Here is a 24,323-nt window from a genome sequence, read left to right on the forward strand (position 1 = left end):
TATTTACTACATTCATAAGGCAAGCATTTCAAAATGTATAACAAAAAATTCGGAAAGAAAGGAAATAACGTATGAGAAGAAAATTAACAGAAACAGAACGCAGGGAACTGCGTAAGCTGATCAATGAACAAAATGATATAAAGTTGGCTCGATGGTTTATTAATCATGACCTCAATCCACATGACTACCTGCAATGCCTGATAAAAGCCAGTGAAGGTTTTCATGAACCATACGCATCAGTTGCTATACAGTTATCTGTCTGGAGGAATGAACTGGACAGAGAGGAACATGATGACTATGACACTACATGTGAAATCTAATAGACTACTATAGCCTATAATATATTAAATTTGTAAGATCGTGGGTGAAGTATCTTCTTCAACTTCACTTTCTTCTTTTTTACTACAATCGATAGAAACGATCTCAACTTCATCACAATCTATACGTGCAGCAGTAAGTTTACCACCCCATAAACATCCTGTATCCAAGGACAATACATGATCATCTTCATACAATCCCAAAGTAGACCAGTGTCCAAAAATAATACGTAAATGAATATCTTTACGGTCATTACATTCAAACCAGGGTTTGAGTCCTTTCTCCCTTACCGCATCTGTTGGTGGACCTTTTTGATCAAAATCAAGTCTATGATCCCCGTAACAAAAACGCATACGGGTAAATGAACTGACAATGTAACGGTCTATGTCTATAAGACTTGCATCCCTGTTAAAACGCCTCTCACCTTGTTCAAACATTTGCTCAAGCCACACAGCAGCATGTTCACTTGCTAGTTTTTCCTCTACATTTTTTGCATACATCATTGCCATACCCAGATCAAACTCGGGTGAGATACCCGCATGCGCCATACAATACCCAAGTTCATAATCCACATGTAAAAACTTTTGTCCTCTAAGCCAATCTATGAGCTTCTTAGCCTCTGGTGACTCAAGTATAGGGGCAATAGTCGGATTGGACTTTTTAATACCATAATAAGCTGCTATAAGGGTAATGTCATGGTTTCCAAGAACTATCTCAACATTTTCTTTGATACTGTAAAGATATTCCAAGGTCTCTAATGAACCTTCACCTCTGTTGACCAAATCTCCCGCGATCCAAAGCTTGTCTTTTTCAGGATCAAAATGAATCTTTTCCAATAAAGCTCTTAAGGAGCCATAACATCCTTGTATATCTCCTATCGCCCAAACTGCCATTACACATACCCCAACTGTTTTTTATACTCAGCTGCTTTTTGAGCAAAACGCATCTTTGCGTAAGCAGCCGAAGGGGAAGGAAGATAGACAGTTTCTATACTCAAATGTGGGAAATGTGTTTTAAAAAGTGCTTCTGCCTTCTTTCCTGTAAAAGCCAATTTTGTGATACTTGGATGATCTTCTAAAAAAGTACCTAAGTCATTCACTTCTTCATTTTCCAAAGAACTGTCAAGAGAGTTCTCTCGACTACATACTTTTACCATATCCCAAAGCCCAAACTTACACTCTTTGAGTAACCAGACCTTCTGGTCACGATTGTTCACAGGATAGCCTGTCATATTTTCAAGGATCTTCCAAAATTGATTACGTGGATGTGCATAGTAAAAGTTCTTCTCAAAAGACTGAATACTAGGAAAAGAACCCAATATCAGTATCTGAGTATCTTTAAATACAATCGGTTTGAAAGGATGTGCTAAAACTTCACTCATACTATTACTTACATGCCTTTCGCATATTCTGAACTAAAAGTACTAACAAGGCCAGAGAAAAAATCTTAAAATTGATCTCACTTCCTTTGTGCGTGTTTAAGAATGCTACGGATTTTGTTGCTTCCACACCCTGTTCCTGCAACGCAATAATATCTGGAATATAGTACTGTGAGAATAGAAGTCCTGTTGCCAACACAAAAAATGTTGCAACCTGTGTCACAATATCTCTCTCAAATTTTTTATACTTATAACCTTCATAAAGCAGTATAGCAACAACTACCACATTAACCAGATAAGAGAGTCTCAAAAAATTCTCTGTCATGATCTGACCTTCTTGAAATTGTGTTAATACTTCTGTACCTATCCATTGGTCTGTATTGAATGTTACAGGTGCCACTACTATACCGGCATATAACCCTGCCCCAAGCATCGCACCCAAAAGTATAAGGTATGCCATGGTTGCCATTCTAAAATATTTGTTCATTCTTACTCGCTTTCATTCAATTTAATTACAAATCCGCGATCAAACCCTGCTAGATCTTTGTAAAATTTTATGTATTCTACCCCTATTTGATTAACAAAATCTTGTAAGGTCTCTTTTTGATCATATCCCATCTCACAGGCAAGATACTTTATGTTTCTATCCTTCACATCTAAAATGATCTGTTTAAGTAATTCATCTCCTACTCTTCCACCAAAAAGTGCTTCTTTGGGTTCATAGTCAATGACATTGGATTCAAGTAAAAAGTCTTCTGCAATATAAGGAGGATTGGAAACCACGAGTTCAACATTTTCAACTACTTCATCAAGCAGGTTAGACTTACAAAGTTCGATCTGTTTGCTTAGACCAAAAGTTTCAATATTTTTTCCTGCCACTTTAAGTGGTGTATCACAAATATCAGTTGCGATAATGTGAAGCTGAGGAAATTTCCGTGCTAGCACAATAGAGATGGCACCAGAACCCACACCTATTTCAGCTATTTTCGTGATATTCTCACTCTCTATGATCTCAGCTACCAAGTCTATCAGTATCTCTGTTTCAGGACGTGGGATCAGTACACCTGGTTCCACATCCAAATGAATATCATAAAAACTGGCTGAACCTACAATATACTCATATGGCTCATGTGCAGCCCTTCTTTGAATAAGCTTTTGAAAGGCATCAACATTCATGATATTTTGCATATCATGCATGATCAAATAGGTACGGTCCTTCTTAAGATGAAAGGCTAAAAGTATTTCTGCTTCAAAGGCAGGACGTTCACAAGCCTCTTGAAGCTCTTCTCTGGCCCAAGAGAGCCCTTCTCTAATGGTCATTGCTGTCCATATGTGAGAAGATACCATCCTTAGACAATGCTGCTTCTTCACCCACAATAGTATTGGATGCATCAAAGCCCAACTCTTTTAGTCTTTCCAGTACTGGTGGGTGCGTATAGTAAAAGAAAATTACCAATGGATGTGATTTTGGAAATGCCTTATTTTCTGTCACAAGTTTCATCAATGCAGAAACAAGATTCTCTTTACCTCCCATTTGTGAACCATACTCATCTGCTGCATACTCATTATGACGGCTGACATAAGACATAAAAGGTGTAAAGACAAAACTTACAAGCGGCAATAACAACATCAACATCGCTATCTGTACCCCTGCCTCAGGAATCACACCCATCTGTGTGAAAAGTGCATCCGGCAAATGTCCGAACAGATAAAATGCAATAAACAACAGTACACCCATAAGACCTATATTTTTCCAGATATCACCATGTGAGAAATGCCCCAGTTCATGTCCTAGTACGGCAAGAAGTTCTTTGGTGTTGAGCTTTTCTAAAAGAGTGTCAAAAAGTACGACACGTTTACTTTTACCCAAACCTCCGAAAAATGCATTAAGACGGCTGTCACGTTTACTGGCATCCATGACAAAGATACCATCACTTTTAAGCCCTGACTGAGTCATCATTGCTGTAATTTTCTCTTTGAGTTCCCCTTCATCCAGTGGAGAGAATTTATTAAAAAGTGCCATAAAGGTAGGTGCTAACAGATTTGCGATAATGGCTATAGCGAACATCGCTGCAAAGCCCCAGAGCCACCACATCTCATAGCTAATGATGATCCAAGACAAAAGTGCGAATACGGCACCGCCTAAAATAAAAAACAGAAGGCTTGATTTCACTACATCAATCACATACATTTTTGCCGTCATCTTATTAAATCCAAAAGCTTCATCTATCTTAAACTTTTGGTAAAGTTCAAATGGAAGTCCTATAATATAATTAACAATGATAAATCCAAACAAAAAGAGCACTGCCTGCATGATGCTGCCGTCGAACTGTATCATGGAAGAGAGCCAGGCAAAACCGGTAAATACCCACCAGATAAATACCAAATAATCAACAAACGTCGTCACAAGGGAAAGTTTCCCATTCGCGACTGCATAGTTTCCTGCAGTTAAATATTTCTCTGCTGACATCAGTACAGGTGTTTTTCTTTTTTCTACATTGATATACCCTATCTGCATAATAGAGATATAGAGTTTCATAAATGTATAAATAGAGTATAAGATAATAATGATTTCTAACATAAAATGTCCTTGGTTGGTAATGGGAGGAATATACCAAATCAAGCCTTAAATCCCACTCAATTTGATATAATTGCATGCAATATACAACAAGGAACACTTTTGGCACTTATTGACCTCTTTGATATCAAAAAACAGTATGACATTAAATTACTTCTTAATGGGGTTGATTTTCATCTAAATGAAGGTGAACGTGTAACGATCGTGGGGCAAAATGGATGTGGAAAATCCACACTGATGAAGATCATCATAGGTGAAGAGGAACCCACAGAAGGCAAAAGGGTCATAAATAGTTCCATCCAAATCGAGATGCTTGCACAACAACCCCGTTTTCATCCAAAACTCACCGTTAGGGAAGCTATATTTAATGAACTGACCGAGCTCAAAAAGGCTAAAGAAGCGTATGATGCCCTCAGCCTGAAAGTGGCAGAAGATTTTGAAAATGAAGAACTTCTCAAACAATTGGAAAAGGTGAGTTCTTTTCTAGACCACCACAATGCATGGAACCTTGATGACAAAATAGAACGTGTTCTACAGGAGTTTCAACTCAAAGCCTATGAAGACCGGCCTGTCATTTCTCTTTCAGGAGGAGAACAACGCCGTGTAGCTTTAGCCTCTCTTATACTAAAAAAACCTGATGTATTACTTCTTGACGAACCCACCAACCACCTTGATGTCTATATGGTAGAGTTTTTAGAAGAGATGCTTCTCAAAGAGAACTTTACCCTACTCTTTATCTCACATGACAGACATTTCATAGATACTATTGCCACACGGGTTGTAGAAGTAGATAATCAAGAACTCATAAGTTATAAGGGTGGATACATGAGCTACCTTGAGCAAAAAGAAACACGTATGCATGCACTGAAAAAAGGACACGAAAACCTGCTAAGACTTCTTAAACAAGAAGAAGCGTGGTTAGGCAAAGGAGTAAAGGCCAGAGAAAAACGTAACCAAGGACGTAAAAAACGTGTCTTTGAGCTTCGTGATCAAGCTAAGAAAAACCCTACTCTTATTCGTAAGATGATGGTCGAACTTGAACGTGAGAAAAAACACTTTAACCGTGATGAAGGTGTCTCAAGAAAAAAGATGCTTTTCGAACTTGAAAACATGTCATACGAAGTTCCGGGGAAAAAACTCATAGAGCACTTTAGTACACGTATCTTGCAAAAAGACAAGATAGCCATTGTTGGCATTAACGGTGCAGGAAAGTCCACCCTTTTAAAACTGATGCTTGGACGTATAAAACCCCAAAGTGGTCTGATTAAACAAGGAGACTTTTCCATAGGTTACTTTGATCAGCACAGAGAAATGCTTGATGACAATAAATCACTTATAGAGACCTTCTGTCCTGATGGCGGTGACAACATTGAAGTACAGGGAACTAACTTTCATGTCTATGGTTACTTAAAATCTTTTCTTTTTCCTAAAGAGTTCTTAGATAAAAAAGTAGGCATGCTCTCAGGAGGAGAGAAAAACCGTGTAGCACTGGCATTACTATTAACCAAAAAAGTAGACTGTCTTATTTTGGATGAACCTACCAACGATCTGGATATTCAAACCATTAACATCCTGGAAGAAAAACTCATCAACTTTCCAGGAGCTATCCTGTTTGTTTCCCATGACCGCTATTTCATAGATAAAATAGCATCTAAACTCTTTATCTTCAAAGGTAATGGTGTGGTTGAGGAGTCATATCAAACCTATACTGAATACCTAGAGATAGAAAAAGAGATGAAAGAACTAGATACTCTGGAAAAGGAAGTCAATTCAAGTGTTAAAAAAGAGGTACATATCAATGAAAAGAAACAGACAAAACTAAGCTATAAAGAACAAAAGGATTATGATACATTACCTGATGAAATAGAAGCTTTGGAAGAGGAAATAGAAGCGCTTAATGCATGTTTGCAAAATCCTGAGTGTTATCAGGAAAAAGGTCTCACTGCTCTCAGTGAAGAACTATCCAAACTAGAAAGTATCTATGAAGAGAAGAGTGAGAGATATCTAGAAGTATTAGAGGTCTTTGAGTCTCTCTGATTACCAATATATCACAACACTCCGTCTTCCCCAACGTAGCGCTTTTCTTCTATCAAGTCCCATATAGATATCTATACGTTTTTTGTAACGTTTATTCATTTTATCACGTACTCTATAGTAACCAGGAAGTCCACCTATACGTACTTTTGTTCCATTACGCATGCCATATCTGCTAAGCATATCTCTAGAGACTGCAATGACCTTCATGCCTGGACGTAGACGATTATTCCATGCTGCCAGGAAAGGTGTACTGTCTGTTTGACCTGCATGTGAACTGTACGCTGTTGCCGTCACACGAAGTTTACGTTTACCAAATTCTCTAAGCAGTTTTACTTTACCACTCTTTCTTTGTGCTGCACGTTTTTTCTTTTTTGCTTCATCTTTTTTCTTCTTTGCCAAAACATAAGGAAGTGGAAGTTTTATGATCTTTCCTGCTCGTATCGAAGTATTATCCTTAATTCCATTGAATTGGACCAATGCTTTGGGTTCAAGATTAAATTTTTTAGCGATAGAAATAAGTGTATCACCCTCATCTACTTTATACGTAGCCGACACCAATGCATCGATCACAGTTTGTTCGAAAGGAAGTTTTAATTTTTGTCCTATTAGTAAAGAATCATTTGTTTTTAACCCATTCATCTTTGCAAGTTCTTTGGTCTTAAATCCAAATTTCTTTGCAAGTTTACTCAGGACATCGCCTCTAACCACAGTGTATTGGCCATGTATGATCTTTGGTTTATCAGAAGTATCTTTCTCTAAAAGTTCTTTTTCGATCACAGGATCAACTTCATAACCATCTATCTTTTCTATTTTCTCATCTATAAGTTCTTCCGAGACAGGCTTTTTAACGACTATAGTCTTAATAGGTACTGTGGCACTCCCTTTAAAACGCATAGAATCTTCAATTTTGACATATTTATCTAGCATCTCTTCTACTGAGACGACTCTCATAAAACGCTTTTTTTCAGGTCTAGGTAAAGTTTTTACTCTGATAAGTTTTTTTCTATCCAGGTCATAAACGATTTCTTTGGTTTTCAGCAGCTTAGAACCGTAGGGGTAACACTCTGTAATACCTCCAATAGCAACCCTGCAATCAATCATTGATTTTGCAGTAGCTGTCTCTATAAAAATAAATAAGAATAAAAATGCAAAATAATTTCTGGACATTACGTTATGTCAAACTATAAAAAGTTTAACATCTCTCCTTTGATGGATTCTTTTTCTACTACTACAGAATGAATAACAGGCTTCTCAAATAAACCATGTATCATTGCTGGCACAGTGACTCCTGCATGTTCACTTACCCATTTTAATGCTTCTACATCATCTTTTACTTCATGACCTAATGCTTTTGAAACAGCTGGGCTGAACTTTGTCCATTCAGCAGTTGAGTAGACAACTGTTTTAAGGTTTTTTTCTCTTAAGGTTTTGTAGGCTCTTATACATGTTGCTGTATGTGGGTCCATAACGTACCCTTTCTTAGCATAAGAACCAACTACACCTTCACACTCCTCATCATCTGAGAAAGAAGCGTCAAAATCTTTGCGTAACGATGCAAGCTCATCTGAAGTCAATTGATACTTACCATCAGTAGCTAATGATTCCATAAGTTCTTTTGTACGTGCTGCACCAAATTTGTCAAACATAATACGCTCAACATTTGAACTTTTCAAAATATCCATCGCCGGAGATTCTGTTTGTATGAGTTCTCTTGTTGTAAGATCATACGCACCATTTGTGATCCAATCTGTCAAAATATTATTGATATTGGATGAAATAAGGATCTTTTCAATCGGAAGACCTGATTTTTTTGCATAATATGCACCCAAAGCATTACCAAAGTTCCCACTTGGAACAACAAGGTAGATCTTTTCACCCATTTGGATATTCTTATTACGTACCAGCTCCAAGTAAGAGTGAATATGATAAATAATTTGGAAGATGATACGTCCAAAGTTTACAGAGTTTGCCGCTGAAAGTTTAATATTTCTTTCATCTAACTCTTCCCTAAAATCATCAGATGCCAATAAATCTTTCAGTGTATTTTGTGTATCGTCAAAGTTTCCTTTGACTCCTATCACTTTAAGATTTGAAGCATCTTCAGTAACCATTTGTAATCTTTGAACATCTGATGTACCGCCATCAGGGTAAAGACAAGCTACCTGTACACCCTCTTGATCTTTAAATGTTTCCAGTGTAGCAGGACCTGTGTCACCACTTGTCGCTGCCATGATAAGATAATGCTCACCTCTTTTTTGTGCCAATTTACTTAATACATAACCAAAAGGTTGCAGTGCCATATCTTTAAAGGCTCTTGTGGGTCCATGATAAAGTTCTGAAACAAAACAGTCATCTTCTATTTGTGAAAGTGGTACCGGATTGGAAGGATCATCAAAAGCATCATATCTTTTTAAAGCTTCTTCAAGCACTTCTGTTTCAATATCTATACCAAATTGTTCTAAAAAATCTAATGCCAAAGTTTTATAATGGCTAGAGAGATGCCCTTCTAAAAAGTTCGTATCCAAACTCGGAAGTTCTTTGGGTACATACAGCCCACCAAAACTAGCACTTGGGCTGAGTATCGCTTCTGAAAATGGCACAGATGAGGGTTTCTGCCCGTCATTGCCCCGTGTCTCAATAAATTGCATCTATATTATCCTATGTTTATATGAAGTAAAATTATAGCTAAATAAGCTAAGGGTTGTAAGAATAAAGAAATGAAGTTAAGTGTGAAGTAATTCTAAGTATCTAGTGTCTATTTACCCTATAAAAATAGGAGAAGATGTTTTTAGGGAAAAGAATGTCAACTAATAAAACTTATAGAAGCAAACAGAACACTAAAATACTCAGGTAATAGAAGAAAGAAACTTTCTAAAAAGATAGATGAGTTTATATCTCTATTGGTAGTCTGGCGATCTACGTGAGACCCATAACTTTCCGTACCCACCTCGCGATGAACTTGGCTTTTTCAATACAGTAAAACCGTATGAAAGAATTATAACACCAAGATACTTAATCTTTATTAAGTATCTTTGATTTTTATTTTTTATCTATCTTCAATATATAGATTTTTGTCGATCTGCTGTAACTGTCACTTCCTCCAACAGCTACCATACTTCCATCAGACAAACGTGTAATGGCATTTGTACTGTCTTTACCTCTGCTACCATATACATGAGACCAAACAGCTTTTCCAGAGTTATCAAGAGCTATCATATAGGCACTGTGATCACCTTTCCCTAGAGTATTTGTACCCCCAGCGATCATAACACCACCATCAGGTGTAGTAGCTACGGCATTACCATATTCATAATATTTAAATCCATAGATCTTATGCCAAAGCATCTGGCCATCTGAGCTTAACTTCATAATAGACATATCTGAGTTCTCACTATTATATGAATAGGTCGAACCTGTTGCCACGATACCGCCATCTTCTGTAGCCACAACACCATTTAAGCGATCTGCTTGATCTCCCCCATAGGTTTGAGACCAGATCTTCTTTCCATTTTGGTCCATTTTCAGTACAAAGAAGTCTGTATTTCCAGCACGTCCAGTTTTTTCACGATATCCTACTAATACCATATTTCCATCTTTTGTACGCGTCAAGGCTTGTGCACTATCTTCCTTGTTTCCACCAACGATAAACGATGAGATCATTTTTCCATTTTTATTGAGTTTGGCAATATATATATCTTTATACCCTCTGCCATATGAAGTAGTGTTTCCAACTACAAGTGCACCACCATCATCGGTTTCTGCAATACCCCCAGCAAATTCAATACGGTCACCCCCAAAGCTTTGGTCCCAGATCACATTACCCTCAAGAGAGATTTTTGCTACATAAAGATCTCTGTCATAGTTTTTTGCATATGACTTAGAACTTCCCAATACCATGAGGTTTCCATCTGCTGTACGGATGATAGCTTTACCATCATCTTCTTTTTCACCACCAAGTAATAAACGCCATGACATTTCACCCTTGTCATTCATACGTGAAACACAAATATCTGTACGTTTTGCACCAAATGATTTACATGTACCGACTAAAACGCTGTCACCATTTTCAAGTGCTACGATACCATGTGCGATATCACCCTCATCTCCACCATACGTTTTTTTCCATACGGCATGATAAACTTCTTCTTTTTGAATCGGTTCTTTCTTCTTAGATTTTTTTGCCTCTACAACAGAAACGAGTAATACTGTAGCAAGAAACGTAATACATATTTTTTTTAACATAGTCTATACCTTTATAATTCGATACAAGTTCCTACACCTGAACTTGTCAAGATTTCCAGAAGCAATGAATGCTTAACACGTCCATCGATAATGTGTGCTTTTTTTACTCCGCCACGTAATGCCTCTATACAAGCATCCACTTTAGGTACCATACCTCCCTGTATCGTTCCATCTTCTTTAAGGGCTTCGGTTTTTTCTATACTTAGAGTTGTAATGAGTTTCATATCTTTATCTAACACACCCGGTGTGTCTGTCAGAAAAAGTACCTTTCTTGCTTCCAAGGCTACAGCGATTCTACTTGCTGCAAGATCCGCATTGATATTAAACCCTGGGTGTCCCATCGTACTGCTTCCTGCGATTGGAGCAATGACAGGTATTGCGCCATCATCAATGATATTGTTGACTATTTCAGGATTGACATGTTCGATAAGACCCGTATAACCAAAATTTTCAAAATCTTTAGGGATCCCCTTTAAAAAACCGCCATCTTTTCCGGAAATTCCAATGGCTTTAGATCCGTGATTATCTAGTAAAGAAACGATCTCTTTGTTGATCTCTCCACTCAATACCATTTCTACGATACGCATCACTTCTTTTGTCGTGACACGTTGTCCGTCCACAAATTTCGTTTCTACTCCCAGGTCAGCAAGCATATCTGTAATGCTTTTACCTCCACCATGTACAATGATGGGTTTCATTCCTACAAGATGCAGTAAAACAATATCCTGTGCAAACTGTTCCTTGAGTTCATCACTTGTTTGTGCAGAACCACCATACTTGATCACTATTTTTTCATTAGCAAATTTTTTGATAAACGGTAAAGCCTCAAGCAGTGTCTTTACAACATCGATCTTATTGTTCATTTTGGATATCCCTTTATATATTCATCTACTTGCGTAAAGATGGTCTCTTTAATCTCTAATTTTAACTTCATTTGAGAGATAGGCAACTTAAAGCCTTGCATTTTTACAATATCTTTTTGTGTCACAAGAAGACTCTCAGCTGCATACTCCAATAGAAGTTTTTTCAATTTCTCTTCTTCAAAATAGGCATGGTCCTCCAAATAGACTTTTTGTACAATACCTTCCGGGAGATAAGTGTCAAGCCTACTTGGATTTGAAATAGCCGTTACAAGCAGCATCTTTGATCTAAGATTTTCAAAATCGACTTGTCTTGTGAAAGATTCTCCCTCTTTAGCTACAATATCTGCATACTTTTTATTAAACCAAAATTCTCTGAATGCACCTGCAGGGAAAGGCAAATAATTGGAAATACGTTCTGGCTCAAGTAATATTTCAAATTTAGCTATTTCAACACGGTTAAACCCATCATCCAAGATGATACATTTGGCACCTTTCTCTTTGGCTAACGCTATGGCAATTTCTCGATCTTCACTGACTATGACACTTGCTTTAGGTAACGACACTGCCATCAGCATAGGCTCATCTCCACTCTGTGTAACATCTGTAAGTATCTCTCCCCTAGAACTTACCTGAATCAAACCTTTACTTTTTCGTCCATACCCGCGTGAGATGATGACGACGTCTTCAAGTTTGGAAGCAAGTGCTATAACAAAAGGTGTCTTACCGCTTCCCCCCACTATAAGATTTCCTACAGAAATGATAGGAATGCTAAAGTCTTTTTTTGAAGTGACCATTCTTCGTACTGTCATCATGATACCATAGAGTAGAGAGAGTGGAAAGAGCAGTAGTATCACTGGATAATGATACCATTGTGGTGCAAAAAACATCTGTTCAAAAAAGACCCTCATGAACACTCCTTAGCACCTAATTTTTTTATCTCAGAACATGAAAATCCTGCTTCTTTTCTTGCTTCAACATTTACATGCGGACGGTGTTTTGAGAGTAAATGATACCGTTCAAGTATTTCAAAATAAACCTCTTCTTCTGTACCCTCTGCTTTTCCTTCTTTTTTACAAAGATACTTAAACCATTTATCACCCTTGAGTACATGGTCTATCTCTTCATCATAAATGATATGTAAAGCATCTATTAGTTTTTTGACCTGAGGATTTTTACGTTTGTTATCCAATTTTTTAATGATCTGAGGACTGACATCAAGACCTGATGCCTCATAGTAGCGCGGGATGATCGCCATACGATCCAAGATCTTATGTGCCGTATGCTCTGCCGCGTCAAAAAGTCCACAATGTACAGGAAAATCTCCATACACATATCCAAGTTCTGTCAATATACTTTGGAGCATTTTAAAGTGACGTATCTCATCACCTGCTACTTCAAGCCAATCTACTTTATACGCACCAGACATGTCCGGGTAACGATACACCGCATCAAGTGCCAGATCTATAGCGGAATACTCTATATGGGCAATGGCATGTACCAATGTAGCCAATCCCTCTTTACTCTCAAAGTCTTTTCTAGCGGGTAACTCTCTGGGATCTACAATGTGACATTTAGAAGCATATGATGGTTTTGCAAATAACAGAGGAGTAAAATCATCATCACACCTTATTTCATTTTGGATACAATACTCCAAACACTGAGCGGTCAAATCCTCTTTAATAAGAATATCATCACTGATAATGGCTTGCTCTAAGACTTCATATATATTCATAGGAGAATTATATCACATGCAAATCAAAATCCAACCTATGGGCCCTTACCAAACCAACTGTTATATTGCCACTGTTGACAGCAAAGATTTCATCATAGATCCTGGCATGGGTGCAACACAATGGGTGCTTGACAATGTCACGAATCCTGTTGCCATACTGAACACACATGGACACTTTGACCATGTATGGTCCAATGCAGAACTACAAGAGAAATTGAAGCTCCCGATCTATTGCCCTAAAGGAGATGTCTTTATGCTCACAGATGATCCACTGCAACAAGGTACACCTCCAAGTGAACCTGATCATATCATCGTGGGTGATGAGGAACTCGATATTGAAGGTGTAAAGATAAAATTTCGTCACTTTCCAGGACATACTCCCGGATGCAGCATCATAGAGATAAAAGATGTATGGTTCAGTGGAGACTTTCTTTTTGAACAGAGTATAGGAAGATGGGATTTCCCTTCCTCAAGTGGAGAAGATATGGTAAAGAGTTTGGAAAAAGCACTTACTTTAGAAGGTGACTACACGATCTATCCAGGTCATGGAATGAGTACTACCCTAAAAGCAGAACAAAGGGTCATCCCTTTTTGGATAGACCAAGTAAAGAGAACTATTTAATCATAGTCTCTATACTATTTGTTTCCACCACATTTTCCTGGAGCACATTTTCCTGCTTCACACTTCATAAAAGGTTCTAGATCACTTTGTTTTGTAGGTTCATATGTTTCAAATGCCCCTTCACTGTAGAGAATATAAGCCAAAATAGCAGTAAGTATTGCCAGAGCTAAAAAAACATAGAGTAAAAATTTTTTCATTGTCGTTTACCTTGTATCGTATTTAAAAAATGAAGTATAGCATAAGCTTCTATTAGCCTAAGACATGAGACGGTAATACAAACGTTGTAAAATTGCCTTCAAACACTAACTTTTCATTCACAAAAGCTTCTACCTCTACCTCAGCTTTTTTACCTTTTATATTCACAATCGAAGCTTTACAGATAACTGCATCACCTACCTTCACGGGGGCTATAAATTTCGAATTTGATGCACCGAGAACTACATAAGGGTCATTCACTGCACTCATTGCGGCATAATCTGCTGCGCCAAATATAAAACCACCGTGTACTAGACCCTGTGTATCAGCAGACATTTGCTGTGTGGTATGAAGAAGAACCTCTGCAGAGTTTTCTTGAAGCTTTATCACTTTTCCACAAAGTGAGGTATTGATATTTAGATGGGTGTTGAGTTGCATAACTAATCCTAAATAATTTTTAAAATTATAGCTAAAAATAATCTATTAATCACACGAAGTGTACTTTGTCATTTCGAACGACCTTGCAAGCGAAGCGATTCGAGAGGAATGACGATTTTTGCTTACTTTTTCTAAAAAAGAAAGAGAGAAACAATACCGCAGTTAAAATAAGAGGAAATATTTACAAATTATGAAAATTTGAAAAAATGAATTCTCGCCAAAGGCGTAGCTTTAGTGAGATGAATGGAGAAGGAGCTTTGCTCTTTCTCCAGAAGAACTAATTAATAAGAAAATTTATACCCGCGTCTGCGTACAGTATGAATTACTTGAAACCCCAGTATACTCTTCAAACGTTTACGAATCTGATTGATCGCCACTTCAACAGTGTTATCACTTACATACTCAGGTTCTTCCCAAAGTGCATTGATGATCTCATCTTTTGAAAAGACACGTTGCTTACGAAGTGCAAGGTATGCCAAAATATCAAATGTCTTACCATTAAGAGAAACGATCTTCTCATCATACTCTATCTTTTTATTTGCAATATCAATAACAAGCTTATCAATGTTTACTTGTGTACCAAAAAGGTGTCTCATATTTGCCAAAACTCGTGCAGCGATAAGATCTGGATACTCACAATGCTGATAGATCACATCATCTACACCCAAATTGAAAAAACCAGCTTGAGCCTGCACATTACTTGTGAGTATCATGATCTTCGTTTCACTCTTTTTCTTTTTCACTTCATTGACGTAACGCTCAAGTGAAAACTTTACACCCTCATCAACGATCACTACAAGTTCATAGTGTCTAAAATCTGTAAAATTGGTCGCATCATACATATCTTTTGCATTGTCAACAATACAAATAAAGTATTTATCTAATTCTTTTTCAAGTTCTTTGACGTATTCGTCATTGAAACCTACGGTTAATATTCTCATTTATTTCCATTCAATGAGAAAGTGGACAAAACTTAAATTTTGTCCACTTTTCTCTTTTATTAGCGTATTTATAGCTAAATCAACCTTATTTAAAAATAAAAGTAAGTTTAAATATTGAGGTTTTTATGCGAGTTTAACGTGATTTGATTGCTTTTATATAGACTCTTTTAGGTGCAGGATACCCTTCAACTGTCTTGGTATCATCATTGGGATCAAGAAAATCCTCAAGACTTTGTGTATCTATCCACTCTGTCTTTCGTTGTTCATTAGATTCTGTTTTCATGGTTTCCAATACTTCAACTGTTTCAAACCCTGCCCTATAACACCAGTTCTTTAAAGCACTGACAGTAGGTACAAAATAGATATTTGGTATTTTCGAATAACGGTCTCTAGGAGTCAAGCACATCTCACCTTCACCATCTATCATAAATGTATCCAAAATGAGCTCACCGTCTTTATTAAGTCCTTTAAAGAGTGATTTTAGCATCGCAACCGGATCAGATCTATGATAGAGTACACCTAAACAAAAAAGTGTATCAAACTTATGTTCATAAAACTCTACATGTTCTACACCCAAAAGTTCATACACAATGTCAGACTTTATAAAATGATTGAGAAATTGAAACTGTGAGTAATAAATAGCAGAGGGGTCAAACCCTATAAGTTTTTTAGGCTCTTGTGATAACATTCTAAACAAATAATAACCATTATTACATCCTATGTCTCCAACAATCTTGTCCTTAAGGTCGAAGTGTGGTTCAAGGAGATTGTATTTGATCTGGCTTTGCCATTCAGAATCTATAAACAGGTTATTGAGTTGGAATGGCCCTTTTCGCCAAGGCTTCATCAGAAGTGCCGTCTCTTCTATCTGCTGAGCATCCTCGTTAGATAAGTTTGGAATTTGAACCTCAACTCTATCCCCAAGTTTCACTTCAACATCTTCATATGTTTTAAGCGTTTTAATGGCTTCTTGATAGGGAATTATATTTTTCCACGTAAGCCACTTCTTACGCTCATCTCGTAAAGTGTTTAAATCCATCTATTTTTTAATATAGGCTTTTTTAATGACTTGATCAAATATTGGCTTATTATTCCCTCTAGTGACTGATACATTCTCTATCTTGCGTACCGCTTCCTGTCCTTTGACCACTTCACCAAAAATCGTATGTTTACCATTTAGCCAAGCTGTCGGTGCAAGTGTAATAAAAAATTGACTTCCGTTTGTTACTGGTCCACGGTTAGCCATAGCGAGTAAAAATGGTTTATCAAAAACAACATTAGGTGCAAATTCATCTTTAAAATCTTTTTTCCAAATTGACTCACCGCCTCTACCTGTACCTGTAGGATCTCCACCTTGGATCATAAACCCTTTGATCACTCTATGAAAAATAAGTCCATTGTAGTAACCGTTTTTTACATGTGTTGTAAAGTTTTCTACTGCAAGTGGTGCCACTTCAGGATACATCTTCAATTCAATTTTCCCTACATTTGTTTCTAATACCACTACAGTATCTTTTGCATATGCTTGAAAACCCAATCCTATAAATAGTATCGCTACTAAAATTTTCTTCATTCATATATCCTTTAACTAATTTCTTAATATTATAACCATTTTAAAATTTTACTTTGCATAATTGACAGCACGGGTTTCCCTGATCACATTCACTTTGATCTCCCCTGGATATTGCACTTTTTCCTGTATGTCTTTTGCAATTTCCTTACTTAAAAGTACTGCTTCATTATCACCCATCTTATTCGCATTTACAAAAACACGTATCTCCCGACCTGCATTAATAGCATAAGCTTGATTCACATATTCTTTACTCAATGCTATATCTTCTACTTCTTTCACACGTTTCGTGAAGCTTTCAAGTACTTCTCTTCTAGCCCCTGGTCTAGCCGCAGATAGTTTATCTGCAGCACATACCGCAGCACTCTCTACAGAGTCTGGTTCCTCATGGCCATGATGGGCATAGATAGCATTGATCACAGAAGGATGTTCTCCATGCCTACGACAAAGATCTGCACCGATATCTACGTGCGAACCACCCAGGTCCTGTGTCAATGCTTTTCCAATATCATGCAATAGACCTGCGCGAAGGGCGAGTTTTTCATCTCCACCCATTTCTGCTGCCATCACACGTGCCAATTTCGCTACCTCGAGGGTATGCGCCAGTGCATTTTGTCCATAACTGGCTCTGTATTTCATACGACCTAAAAGCCTTACAAGCTCTTCATGCATAGGGAAAAGACCTAGTTCTATCAAAATATTTTCACCCTCTTCAAAGGTTTTTTGTTCAAACTCTTCTTCTACTTTAGCATGTACTTCTTCTATACGGCCAGGATGTATACGTCCATCTTCTACCAGTATCTCTATGACCCTGGTTGCAATAGCCCTTCGATAAAGATTAAAACTGCTCACAAGGATCACACCTGGTGTTTCATCGATCACGATGTCCACACCTAAGAGCATTTCAAGGGTCTTGATATTTCTACCCTCTTTACCGATGATACGCCCTTTATGCTCATCACTGGGTAAGTTCACAAGATTGATAAGACGTTCACCTGCAAATTCACCGGCATATCGTGTTGTTGCCTGTGCCAAAATATAATTGGCTTTTCTTTCACCATCATCTTTTGCCATCTGCTCATACTTACGCACGATACCTGCAACATCTGCACGGCTCTGCTCTTCTACTTTTTCTAAGATATATGCTTTTGCTTCTTCTTTTGTTAAAGAAGCAATATTTTGCATTTTATCTACAGTATTGGCGATCTCTTCTTGCTTTTTATTCTCAAGATTCTCTAAGTGTAGTTCTTTATCTAATACTCTTTGTTCCAAAAGTTTGAATGCATCTTCTTTTAAAGTCAATTCTTTCGTTTGCAGGATCAATACACGGTTGCGTTCATCCACCTTGAGCACACGCTTTTGAAATTCACGCTCTTGTTCCAACTCTTTCTCTTTGATCTTTACATGCGTAGATTTAAGTAAAAGTTCTGTCTCTTTCTCTATTGCTTTGGCTTTGGCTTTGGCTTCCATCTCTATATATGAAAATCTATTTTTTGCCATATTTTTGGTCCACAGGTAACATATACCTGCACCTGTAGCTACACCGGCCACACCGGGTACGATGATCTCTAACATTTTGTATCCTTTTAGGATGTAACGATCATGTCTGCTTCTACATCGTGATCGTCTGTTACGATCTCTTTGCTATAACATAATTCACGCGCTACAAAAACTGTTTGTTTTATATATTTACTCTGTTTTTCAAAAAATCTATCATACATACCTTTACCAAATCCAACACGTCTATGTGTTGCATCTACTCCTACAATAGGTACGATAGCTAAATCTATATGTTTTATTCTATATTGTTTTGAATCATTGGGTTCTTGTATCCCAAACTTTTTTTTCTTCAGTGGAAGTCTATATTTTACCAACCTAAAACTTGTACCTTCCATAAACGGCACATAGAGCACTCTTTTTTCTTTGCGCAAACGTTTTATGAGTGGAAATAAATTCACTTCCATTTTTAAAGGTATATAAAGCATCACATTTTTAGCATTGCTTTGGTCAATATATCGATATAAAACTTCTAATATCTTCTTGTCTTTTTGATAACTGCCGAATCCTGAAGCTTGTTTTAATCGTTTCAGACTTTCACATCTAAATTGCTTTTTTTTACCCTCTTTTGTCATATCGATCCGTTCACTCATCTTGTTATTTATTGCTCTTTGGCTATAATCGCCATACTAATTATACCAAAAGGGTCTGTGTGCATAAAAAAGGTGCTCTGCTTTTACTCATATCACTTATTATTGTCGTCATTATTTCAATAGTATGGGAAGATGAAAAACCCGATGCTACCCCTATTCCCATAGAGAATACGACTGAAGTTATTCCACAAACGGATACTATCGTTCAAGAAGAAAAAAGATTTAAACTAGAAAAAAAACAAGAGGAACCATCTCTTCATCTCCCAAAAGAAGAGACATCTCTAGAAAAAATATCTACGGGAGAGACAAATATATCTGTATCAAAAAAAGAAACAAATAAATATACGTTTGTCAACACCAAAAATGAAAGTCTCCAAGTCACTCTTTCTGATCAAAAGATAACTTTACTTCAAAAGGAGAAGCCTATTATTATGGTGAACCTTTTTGCAACATGGTGTCCACCTTGTATAGGACAGATCGCTTATTTAAATGATCTTCAAAAAAAGCATCAAAAAGAACTTTTTATTACAGGTATCCTTACCCATGACAACATCGACAAACCTGCTCTGGAGACATTCATGGCTAAACAGCAGATAAACTATTTTATATCCCATACTATGGATAACGATGCCTTTGCAAACCTCCTGGCCAATGAACTCCAGTTAGATGAAAATTTTTCCATCCCACTTACTGTAATGTATGTTGATGGTGAATATTTCACACATTATGAAGGTACAGTACCCGTAGAAATGATAGAATACGATATACAACAAGCCAAAAAACAATTAAAGTCAAGGTAATAGATCATGTTCAATATATTTAAAAAAGTTTTAGGTAAGACCACTGAAGCCATCAAAGATGTTGCACCAACGAAACGAAAAGATATCCCCAAAGATGAATTTGAAGATATCTTGCTTGAGGCAGATGTACAGTATGAACTTGTAGAAAGACTTTTAGAGCCACTGCCTAATAAGGTCAATAGAATACAAGCATTCAACTCTCTAATCTCTATCTTTCAATATGAGTCTGATCTTAAAGAGAGTGATGCAACCCCTTTCGTTGAGATGATCATAGGTGTCAATGGTGCAGGAAAGACCACCACTATTTCAAAGTTGGCGTATAAATATCAACAAGAGGGCAAGAAAGTAATCCTGGGTGCAGGAGATACTTTCCGTGCCGCTGCGATAGAACAACTTACAAGATGGGCGACAAAACTGGATATTCCTATCATTGCTACACAGCAAGGACATGATCCCTCGGCTGTAGTCTACGATACCATTGAGTCTGCTAAAGCCAAAGGTATTGATAATGTCATTATAGACACAGCGGGGAGACTGCATACGCAAACAAACTTGAGTGAAGAGTTAAAAAAGATGATCCGTATTGCAGGAAAAGCACTTGATGGTGCCCCTCACCGTAAAATGCTTGTACTTGATGGTACACAAGGAAGCTCTTCTATCAATCAGGCAAAAGCTTTTAATGAAATGATTGGAATTGATGGTATAATTATTACCAAGCTTGATGGTACAGCCAAAGGTGGTTCTGTTCTCAGTATTGCCGATGAGTTAAAAATGCCAATTTTTTATATAGGTACAGGTGAACAGCCTGAAGACCTTATCAAGTTTAAGGCAAACGAATATATTAATAGTATTTTAGACGAAATTTTTATTTAGAAAGGATTACGATTCATGAGAGCCTATATGCATATATTTTTTAACTTACTTATGCCAATAAGTCTTATTGTGACTCTGGGCTCTGTTGTTTATTTCAGTTTAAATTATGATTTTTCGAAAGCACTGAAGCTCGGTATTCTTTCCGGAGTCTTGATAGGTTTTATTCTTTCTTTTATAGGCTCTTTAATTCTTCTTGTGATGCGAGGAAGAAAACCCCTCGGAAAAGAGCCCGATACAGTACATGAAAATACTATTGTGAACAGTCAAACTGCTCCGTCAAATAGTAAAACACCTATTGAACAAACATTAATGTTATTGATGGATAAAAAACTTGCTTTTGATGTTGCACTCTTTGCTATCATAGATCAGAACCTTGGTGATATCAAAACAAAAGAGTCACAAGAAAAATGTACTATTACGCTTCGTACCCAAGATGAAACGATTCAGATTATCACTACTTCTCTCACAAGACATACAGCACAAATCGTTTTAAAAGCAGCCCAAAACTCTGGAGAACTTCAGAAAGTTATCTCTTATATAAAAGAGAAAGAACACTCATTTTTACAGTATTAATTAAATAGAGAACATTTGACGATAGAGTATTTCTAGACTTGTTTTCTCTTTATAATCTATCAAATCACCCAGCACAATGGTCACTTCCTGTTCCAATTTACTATCATTTAAAGCTGCATTCAACACTTCATTAGCATTCGTTTTTATATAAAAAGGCAAGATAGGTAATCTATTTTTTAAAGCAATAAGACGTGAGCCCTCTTTAAATGTTGAGAGAGGCTTCCCTGTCTTATTCCTTGTACCTTCGGGAAAGATAAAAATAGATTCACCACGTTTTACTGCCTCTTTTGTCTCAGCAAAAAAACCACTCATTTGGCTTTTTTCTCTATCTAGAAGTATGGAACCTCCATTACGAACAAAAAGTCCAAAGAAAAATGAATTATAAAGCTCTTTTTTTGAGATCCATGGACCATATAAGTTTGTATCTTTAAGTGATACCTCGACAATAGGCGGATCAATGATACTTCTATGGTTGATCACGATAAGATATTGCCCATCTTTAGGTAACTTCTCAGGATTTTCAACTTTAACACTTATATTGAGTGATGATAATTGCTTTTCAGAATAAGCTAAACGCAACTTTTTCTTTTCCATTGGGGTTTTCACTTTTCTTAACTTCAATCCGAAACTATTGGTTAAATAAAGTGCATGAAAAAGCTGTTTAATATGATTGAATTTCAATCGTTATCCTTCGTAAGTATAATAATAATATTATAACCAAAAGAATTAAAATCTAAAAAACATTACAATTTGACATATTTTTTTCCTCACCCTTAATTTAGATCTATAATACCTATCATATAAGTATTAAAGGTGAATCGTGGCTAAGAAAAAAACACTATTTGAATGTCAAGCATGTGGATTTCAATCTCCTAGATGGATGGGAAAATGTACTTCTTGTGATCAATGGGAAACCATGATCGAACTGAGTGCTGATCAAATTAAATTTTTGAAAGAAACATCAGGCAGTAGTGCTTCAGCTTCTGTATTGTCTAAAGCAAAACCTATTACACAGATAGAAGAAGACAATATCATCCGTTTTCCTTCAGGAAGCAGAGAGCTTGACCTTGTACTGGGCGGAGGTATTGTACCAGGTTCCCTGACACTTATAGGAGGTAGCCCCGGTGTAGGTAAATCTACACTTTTACTAAAAATTGCAGGGAACCTTGCCAGAGCTGCAAAAAAAGTTCTGTATGTCTCAGGAGAAGAGTCTGCCGGACAGATAAAACTGCGTGCAAACAGACTTGATGCAAACCATGATAACCTCTATTTACTCCCGGAGATAAATCTTGGTTCTGTTCTTTCAGAGATAAACAATGAAAATTATGAACTGATAGTCATCGACTCCATACAAACACTCTATACTGATGAAACCCCCTCTGCACCTGGATCAGTCACACAGGTACGTACGATCACTTTTGAGCTTATGCGTATAGCAAAATCTTTGCATATACCTATCTTTATCATTGGGCACATCACAAAAGATGGTTCTATCGCCGGTCCGAGAGTCCTTGAACACATGGTAGATACGGTTTTATATTTCGAAGGTGACACAAACTCTGACTTGCGCCTGTTGCGTGGTTTTAAAAACCGTTTTGGTGCGACCAATGAAGTGGGCATATTTGAGATGAATAAAGAAGGTCTGAACGATGCAAAAAGTATGGCAGGAAAGTTTTTTAATAAAGATAAACTCCAATCAGGTTCAGCACTCACTGTCATTATGGAAGGTAGTCGGCCTATCATCGTAGAGGTACAGGCCTTGGTTTCAGAATCCTATGGTCATGCAAAAAGAAGTTCTACCGGTTTTGATAACAATCGTTTAGGGATGCTCTTAGCCCTACTGGAAAAGAAACTTGACCTGCCTCTTGGTACTTATGATGTGTTTATCAACGTTTCAGGGGGGATCAAGATTCACGAACCTTCTGCAGATCTTGCCATCATCGCAGCGATACTAAGTAGCTACAGAGACAGAGAACTAAGCGCAGAAACACTTTTTCTAGGCGAAGTAAGTCTTACTGGTGAAATACGAGAGGTCTTAGGCCTCACTCAGCGTCTTAAAGAGATAGAGACGCAAGGCTTTACAAAAGCTGTTGTACCCAATAAGCCTCTTGAAAAAACGAACATTAAATGTTTTGTTGCCGATGAAGTCTCTAAAGTAGTTGAGTGGATGTAGTAGCTATAATAGTGTTATGAAAATAGGAACAGATATTGTACAGATCGATAGAATCGAAAAATCATTGGCACAATTTGGTGATAAATTTAAACAACGTTTTTTACATCCAAAAGAGATAGAGCTTGTGCAAAAAACAGCATCCATTGCTGGATTTTGGGCAGCAAAGGAAGCAATCTCAAAGGCATTGGGTTGCGGGATCGGTAGTACATTATCTTTTCATGATATTATCATCACCAAGGACTCCCGTGGAGCACCGATATTTACATTAACGCCAAAAGCACAAGAACTACATAAAATCAAAACATCTTCACTCTCCATTAGCCACGATGGTGGTTTTGCCATTGCCGTTGCCGTCATTAACCAATAAGTATTTCATTTATCTTGATATTTAAGGTCTATTTTATTGTAATTCTCAGAAGATTATATTACAATAGCCCTATAATATTGAACAGGAGTATATATGAAATATGCCATCATACCCATCACTCTCCTTTTACTCTTAGGAGGATGTGACCAACCTGAAGTTGAAAGTAAAGATACAAACAGTGCACCTGTAGCAAAACAAACATATCTCCCACCACCTCCTCCCAAGAAAGAGATCAAACTAAAAGATGTGAATGATACGAATTTTGATGCTGATTACATGTACCCTAAAGCGAGTAAGGAAAAAGTAAAAGTTGCCACAGCTGTAGAAGCATCTGAAGTCCCTACCGATACTATGGATAAAACAGAATGTATTGCGATGATCACACAAGAGAAGTTTGATAAGTATGCTGCAATGTTTGGGAGTGAAGCTGCCTCCATTAAACGATGTAAAATGATTAAGGCTGCAAGGTAATT

The 24,323-nt window shown here is 37.1% G+C and carries 28 protein-coding genes and 1 riboswitch; of the genes, 9 read left to right on the plus strand and 19 right to left on the minus strand.

Annotated elements, in window-relative coordinates:
• The first annotated feature begins 71 nt into the window (after positions 1-71).
• Positions 72-320, plus strand: coding sequence for a hypothetical protein (locus WBM70_RS04865; protein ID WP_424557386.1), 249 nt, complete (start codon positions 72-74; stop codon positions 318-320).
• Between the two features lie 24 nt (positions 321-344).
• Here WBM70_RS04865 and WBM70_RS04870 read toward each other — a convergent pair whose 3' ends face one another.
• The 5 genes from WBM70_RS04870 to WBM70_RS04890 are packed head-to-tail and all read right to left on the minus strand — an operon-like array spanning position 345 to position 4,277.
• Entirely contained in the window at positions 345-1,211 is an 867-nt protein-coding gene (locus WBM70_RS04870) for a symmetrical bis(5'-nucleosyl)-tetraphosphatase (protein ID WP_424557387.1), read from the minus strand.
• Positions 1,211-1,699, minus strand: a complete 489-nt coding sequence (locus tag WBM70_RS04875) for a DNA-deoxyinosine glycosylase (RefSeq protein ID WP_424557388.1) — start codon at positions 1,697-1,699, stop codon at positions 1,211-1,213. The genes WBM70_RS04870 and WBM70_RS04875 overlap by 1 nt, the downstream gene beginning before the upstream one ends.
• 4 nt (positions 1,700-1,703) lie before the next feature.
• A complete protein-coding gene (locus WBM70_RS04880) occupies positions 1,704-2,183 on the minus strand; it encodes a DUF4149 domain-containing protein (protein ID WP_424557389.1) in 480 nt (159 codons plus the stop codon).
• A gap of 2 nt (positions 2,184-2,185) precedes the next feature.
• Positions 2,186-3,016 carry a peptide chain release factor N(5)-glutamine methyltransferase gene (gene prmC / locus WBM70_RS04885; RefSeq protein WP_424557390.1) on the minus strand — a complete coding sequence of 277 codons (831 nt, stop codon included), beginning with the start codon at positions 3,014-3,016 and terminating at the stop codon, positions 2,186-2,188.
• Positions 3,006-4,277, minus strand: coding sequence for a M48 family metallopeptidase (locus WBM70_RS04890; RefSeq protein ID WP_424557391.1), 1,272 nt, complete (start codon positions 4,275-4,277; stop codon positions 3,006-3,008). The genes prmC and WBM70_RS04890 overlap by 11 nt, the downstream gene beginning before the upstream one ends.
• Before the next feature lie 99 nt (positions 4,278-4,376).
• On the opposite strand from WBM70_RS04890, the gene abc-f reads away from it, so the two are divergent.
• Positions 4,377-6,311: a ribosomal protection-like ABC-F family protein gene (gene abc-f / locus WBM70_RS04895; RefSeq protein ID WP_424557392.1), complete on the plus strand. Its 1,935-nt coding sequence runs from the start codon at positions 4,377-4,379 to the stop codon at positions 6,309-6,311.
• On the opposite strand, the gene WBM70_RS04900 is transcribed toward abc-f, so the two are convergent.
• The 6 genes from WBM70_RS04900 to WBM70_RS04925 form a co-directional block, all read right to left on the minus strand.
• A complete protein-coding gene (locus WBM70_RS04900) occupies positions 6,312-7,478 on the minus strand; it encodes a LysM peptidoglycan-binding domain-containing protein (RefSeq protein ID WP_424557393.1) in 1,167 nt (388 codons plus the stop codon).
• A gap of 14 nt (positions 7,479-7,492) precedes the next feature.
• Complete coding sequence (thrC, locus tag WBM70_RS04905) at positions 7,493-8,959, minus strand: threonine synthase (protein WP_424557394.1); 1,467 nt, start codon at positions 8,957-8,959, stop codon at positions 7,493-7,495.
• A 251-nt stretch (positions 8,960-9,210) separates the two neighbouring features.
• Positions 9,211-9,285, minus strand: a riboswitch (cyclic di-GMP riboswitch).
• 65 nt (positions 9,286-9,350) lie between these two features.
• The gene (locus tag WBM70_RS04910; RefSeq protein WP_424557395.1) at positions 9,351-10,553 is read right to left on the minus strand and encodes a hypothetical protein; all 1,203 of its coding nucleotides are present in this window, start codon (positions 10,551-10,553) and stop codon (positions 9,351-9,353) included.
• Between the two features lie 11 nt (positions 10,554-10,564).
• A complete protein-coding gene (argB, locus tag WBM70_RS04915; protein ID WP_424557396.1) occupies positions 10,565-11,416 on the minus strand; it encodes an acetylglutamate kinase in 852 nt (283 codons plus the stop codon).
• Positions 11,413-12,324, minus strand: coding sequence for a tetraacyldisaccharide 4'-kinase (locus tag WBM70_RS04920; RefSeq protein ID WP_424557397.1), 912 nt, complete (start codon positions 12,322-12,324; stop codon positions 11,413-11,415). Before WBM70_RS04920 ends, argB begins: the two co-directional genes overlap by 4 nt.
• Positions 12,321-13,148, minus strand: a complete 828-nt coding sequence (locus tag WBM70_RS04925; RefSeq protein WP_424557398.1) for a ferritin-like domain-containing protein — start codon at positions 13,146-13,148, stop codon at positions 12,321-12,323. The genes WBM70_RS04920 and WBM70_RS04925 overlap by 4 nt, the downstream gene beginning before the upstream one ends.
• 16 nt (positions 13,149-13,164) lie before the next feature.
• Here WBM70_RS04925 and WBM70_RS04930 point away from each other — a divergent pair, with 16 nt between their 5' ends.
• Positions 13,165-13,770 carry an MBL fold metallo-hydrolase gene (locus tag WBM70_RS04930; RefSeq protein ID WP_424557399.1) on the plus strand — a complete coding sequence of 202 codons (606 nt, stop codon included), beginning with the start codon at positions 13,165-13,167 and terminating at the stop codon, positions 13,768-13,770.
• Between the two features lie 14 nt (positions 13,771-13,784).
• Here the strand turns inward: WBM70_RS04930 and WBM70_RS04935 are convergent, their stop codons facing one another.
• The 7 genes from WBM70_RS04935 to WBM70_RS04965 form a co-directional block, all read right to left on the minus strand.
• The gene (locus tag WBM70_RS04935; RefSeq protein WP_424557400.1) at positions 13,785-13,967 is read right to left on the minus strand and encodes a hypothetical protein; all 183 of its coding nucleotides are present in this window, start codon (positions 13,965-13,967) and stop codon (positions 13,785-13,787) included.
• Between the two features lie 52 nt (positions 13,968-14,019).
• Positions 14,020-14,403 carry a thioesterase, FlK family gene (locus tag WBM70_RS04940; RefSeq protein WP_424557401.1) on the minus strand — a complete coding sequence of 128 codons (384 nt, stop codon included), beginning with the start codon at positions 14,401-14,403 and terminating at the stop codon, positions 14,020-14,022.
• A 281-nt stretch (positions 14,404-14,684) separates the two neighbouring features.
• Positions 14,685-15,344, minus strand: a complete 660-nt coding sequence (locus tag WBM70_RS04945; protein ID WP_424557402.1) for a winged helix-turn-helix domain-containing protein — start codon at positions 15,342-15,344, stop codon at positions 14,685-14,687.
• A gap of 133 nt (positions 15,345-15,477) precedes the next feature.
• Positions 15,478-16,383 carry a tRNA 5-methoxyuridine(34)/uridine 5-oxyacetic acid(34) synthase CmoB gene (gene cmoB / locus WBM70_RS04950; protein WP_424557403.1) on the minus strand — a complete coding sequence of 302 codons (906 nt, stop codon included), beginning with the start codon at positions 16,381-16,383 and terminating at the stop codon, positions 15,478-15,480.
• The gene (locus WBM70_RS04955) at positions 16,384-16,917 is read right to left on the minus strand and encodes a peptidylprolyl isomerase (protein WP_424557404.1); all 534 of its coding nucleotides are present in this window, start codon (positions 16,915-16,917) and stop codon (positions 16,384-16,386) included.
• A gap of 48 nt (positions 16,918-16,965) precedes the next feature.
• The gene (rny, locus tag WBM70_RS04960; protein WP_424557405.1) at positions 16,966-18,489 is read right to left on the minus strand and encodes a ribonuclease Y; all 1,524 of its coding nucleotides are present in this window, start codon (positions 18,487-18,489) and stop codon (positions 16,966-16,968) included.
• Positions 18,490-18,500: 11 nt separating this feature from the next.
• The gene (locus WBM70_RS04965) at positions 18,501-19,064 is read right to left on the minus strand and encodes a 5-formyltetrahydrofolate cyclo-ligase (RefSeq protein WP_424557406.1); all 564 of its coding nucleotides are present in this window, start codon (positions 19,062-19,064) and stop codon (positions 18,501-18,503) included.
• Between the two features lie 59 nt (positions 19,065-19,123).
• Here WBM70_RS04965 and WBM70_RS04970 point away from each other — a divergent pair, with 59 nt between their 5' ends.
• Genes WBM70_RS04970 through WBM70_RS04980 form a run of 3 tightly spaced genes read left to right on the plus strand, consistent with a single transcriptional unit; the run spans position 19,124 to position 21,310 of the window.
• Complete coding sequence (locus WBM70_RS04970) at positions 19,124-19,864, plus strand: TlpA family protein disulfide reductase (RefSeq protein WP_424557407.1); 741 nt, start codon at positions 19,124-19,126, stop codon at positions 19,862-19,864.
• 6 nt (positions 19,865-19,870) lie between these two features.
• A complete protein-coding gene (gene ftsY, locus WBM70_RS04975; protein ID WP_424557408.1) occupies positions 19,871-20,737 on the plus strand; it encodes a signal recognition particle-docking protein FtsY in 867 nt (288 codons plus the stop codon).
• Between the two features lie 15 nt (positions 20,738-20,752).
• Positions 20,753-21,310 (plus strand): hypothetical protein, encoded by a 558-nt coding sequence (locus WBM70_RS04980; protein WP_424557409.1) that lies wholly within the window; start codon positions 20,753-20,755, stop codon positions 21,308-21,310.
• Here WBM70_RS04980 and WBM70_RS04985 read toward each other — a convergent pair whose 3' ends face one another.
• Positions 21,311-21,991 carry a lysophospholipid acyltransferase family protein gene (locus WBM70_RS04985; RefSeq protein ID WP_424557410.1) on the minus strand — a complete coding sequence of 227 codons (681 nt, stop codon included), beginning with the start codon at positions 21,989-21,991 and terminating at the stop codon, positions 21,311-21,313.
• Positions 21,992-22,130: 139 nt separating this feature from the next.
• Here WBM70_RS04985 and radA point away from each other — a divergent pair, with 139 nt between their 5' ends.
• The 3 genes from radA to WBM70_RS05000 all read left to right on the plus strand — a co-directional run bounded on the left by radA (position 22,131) and on the right by WBM70_RS05000 (position 24,321).
• Complete coding sequence (gene radA / locus WBM70_RS04990; protein ID WP_424557411.1) at positions 22,131-23,483, plus strand: DNA repair protein RadA; 1,353 nt, start codon at positions 22,131-22,133, stop codon at positions 23,481-23,483.
• A 16-nt stretch (positions 23,484-23,499) separates the two neighbouring features.
• Positions 23,500-23,850, plus strand: coding sequence for a holo-ACP synthase (acpS, locus tag WBM70_RS04995; protein ID WP_424557412.1), 351 nt, complete (start codon positions 23,500-23,502; stop codon positions 23,848-23,850).
• Between the two features lie 93 nt (positions 23,851-23,943).
• The gene (locus tag WBM70_RS05000; RefSeq protein ID WP_424557413.1) at positions 23,944-24,321 is read left to right on the plus strand and encodes a hypothetical protein; all 378 of its coding nucleotides are present in this window, start codon (positions 23,944-23,946) and stop codon (positions 24,319-24,321) included.
• The last annotated feature ends 2 nt before the right edge of the window (positions 24,322-24,323 follow it).

The organism is Sulfurovum sp. (assembly GCF_049668085.1).
GTDB lineage: Bacteria > Campylobacterota > Campylobacteria > Campylobacterales > Sulfurovaceae > Sulfurovum.

Excerpts from the sequence above, each read along its gene's own strand:
- WBM70_RS04870 (WP_424557387.1), bottom strand. The coding sequence starts at position 1,211 with ATGGCAGTTTGGGCGATAGGAGATATACAAGGATGTTATGGCTCCTTA.
- cmoB (WP_424557403.1), bottom strand. The coding sequence starts at position 16,383 with ATGGATTTAAACACTTTACGAGATGAGCGTAAGAAGTGGCTTACGTGG.
- WBM70_RS04920 (WP_424557397.1), bottom strand. The coding sequence starts at position 12,324 with ATGAGGGTCTTTTTTGAACAGATGTTTTTTGCACCACAATGGTATCAT.
- thrC (WP_424557394.1), bottom strand. The coding sequence starts at position 8,959 with ATGCAATTTATTGAGACACGGGGCAATGACGGGCAGAAACCCTCATCT.
- WBM70_RS04880 (WP_424557389.1), bottom strand. The coding sequence starts at position 2,183 with ATGAACAAATATTTTAGAATGGCAACCATGGCATACCTTATACTTTTG.
- WBM70_RS04925 (WP_424557398.1), bottom strand. The coding sequence starts at position 13,148 with ATGAATATATATGAAGTCTTAGAGCAAGCCATTATCAGTGATGATATT.
- rny (WP_424557405.1), bottom strand. The coding sequence starts at position 18,489 with ATGTTAGAGATCATCGTACCCGGTGTGGCCGGTGTAGCTACAGGTGCA.
- prmC (WP_424557390.1), bottom strand. The coding sequence starts at position 3,016 with ATGACCATTAGAGAAGGGCTCTCTTGGGCCAGAGAAGAGCTTCAAGAG.
- WBM70_RS04890 (WP_424557391.1), bottom strand. The coding sequence starts at position 4,277 with ATGTTAGAAATCATTATTATCTTATACTCTATTTATACATTTATGAAA.
- WBM70_RS04945 (WP_424557402.1), bottom strand. The coding sequence starts at position 15,344 with ATGAGAATATTAACCGTAGGTTTCAATGACGAATACGTCAAAGAACTT.
- WBM70_RS04930 (WP_424557399.1), top strand. The coding sequence starts at position 13,165 with ATGCAAATCAAAATCCAACCTATGGGCCCTTACCAAACCAACTGTTAT.
- WBM70_RS04900 (WP_424557393.1), bottom strand. The coding sequence starts at position 7,478 with ATGTCCAGAAATTATTTTGCATTTTTATTCTTATTTATTTTTATAGAG.
- ftsY (WP_424557408.1), top strand. The coding sequence starts at position 19,871 with ATGTTCAATATATTTAAAAAAGTTTTAGGTAAGACCACTGAAGCCATC.
- WBM70_RS04910 (WP_424557395.1), bottom strand. The coding sequence starts at position 10,553 with ATGTTAAAAAAAATATGTATTACGTTTCTTGCTACAGTATTACTCGTT.
- argB (WP_424557396.1), bottom strand. The coding sequence starts at position 11,416 with ATGAACAATAAGATCGATGTTGTAAAGACACTGCTTGAGGCTTTACCG.
- WBM70_RS04955 (WP_424557404.1), bottom strand. The coding sequence starts at position 16,917 with ATGAAGAAAATTTTAGTAGCGATACTATTTATAGGATTGGGTTTTCAA.
- WBM70_RS05000 (WP_424557413.1), top strand. The coding sequence starts at position 23,944 with ATGAAATATGCCATCATACCCATCACTCTCCTTTTACTCTTAGGAGGA.
- acpS (WP_424557412.1), top strand. The coding sequence starts at position 23,500 with ATGAAAATAGGAACAGATATTGTACAGATCGATAGAATCGAAAAATCA.
- WBM70_RS04865 (WP_424557386.1), top strand. The coding sequence starts at position 72 with ATGAGAAGAAAATTAACAGAAACAGAACGCAGGGAACTGCGTAAGCTG.
- WBM70_RS04980 (WP_424557409.1), top strand. The coding sequence starts at position 20,753 with ATGAGAGCCTATATGCATATATTTTTTAACTTACTTATGCCAATAAGT.
- WBM70_RS04935 (WP_424557400.1), bottom strand. The coding sequence starts at position 13,967 with ATGAAAAAATTTTTACTCTATGTTTTTTTAGCTCTGGCAATACTTACT.
- WBM70_RS04875 (WP_424557388.1), bottom strand. The coding sequence starts at position 1,699 with ATGAGTGAAGTTTTAGCACATCCTTTCAAACCGATTGTATTTAAAGAT.
- WBM70_RS04940 (WP_424557401.1), bottom strand. The coding sequence starts at position 14,403 with ATGCAACTCAACACCCATCTAAATATCAATACCTCACTTTGTGGAAAA.
- WBM70_RS04965 (WP_424557406.1), bottom strand. The coding sequence starts at position 19,064 with ATGAGTGAACGGATCGATATGACAAAAGAGGGTAAAAAAAAGCAATTT.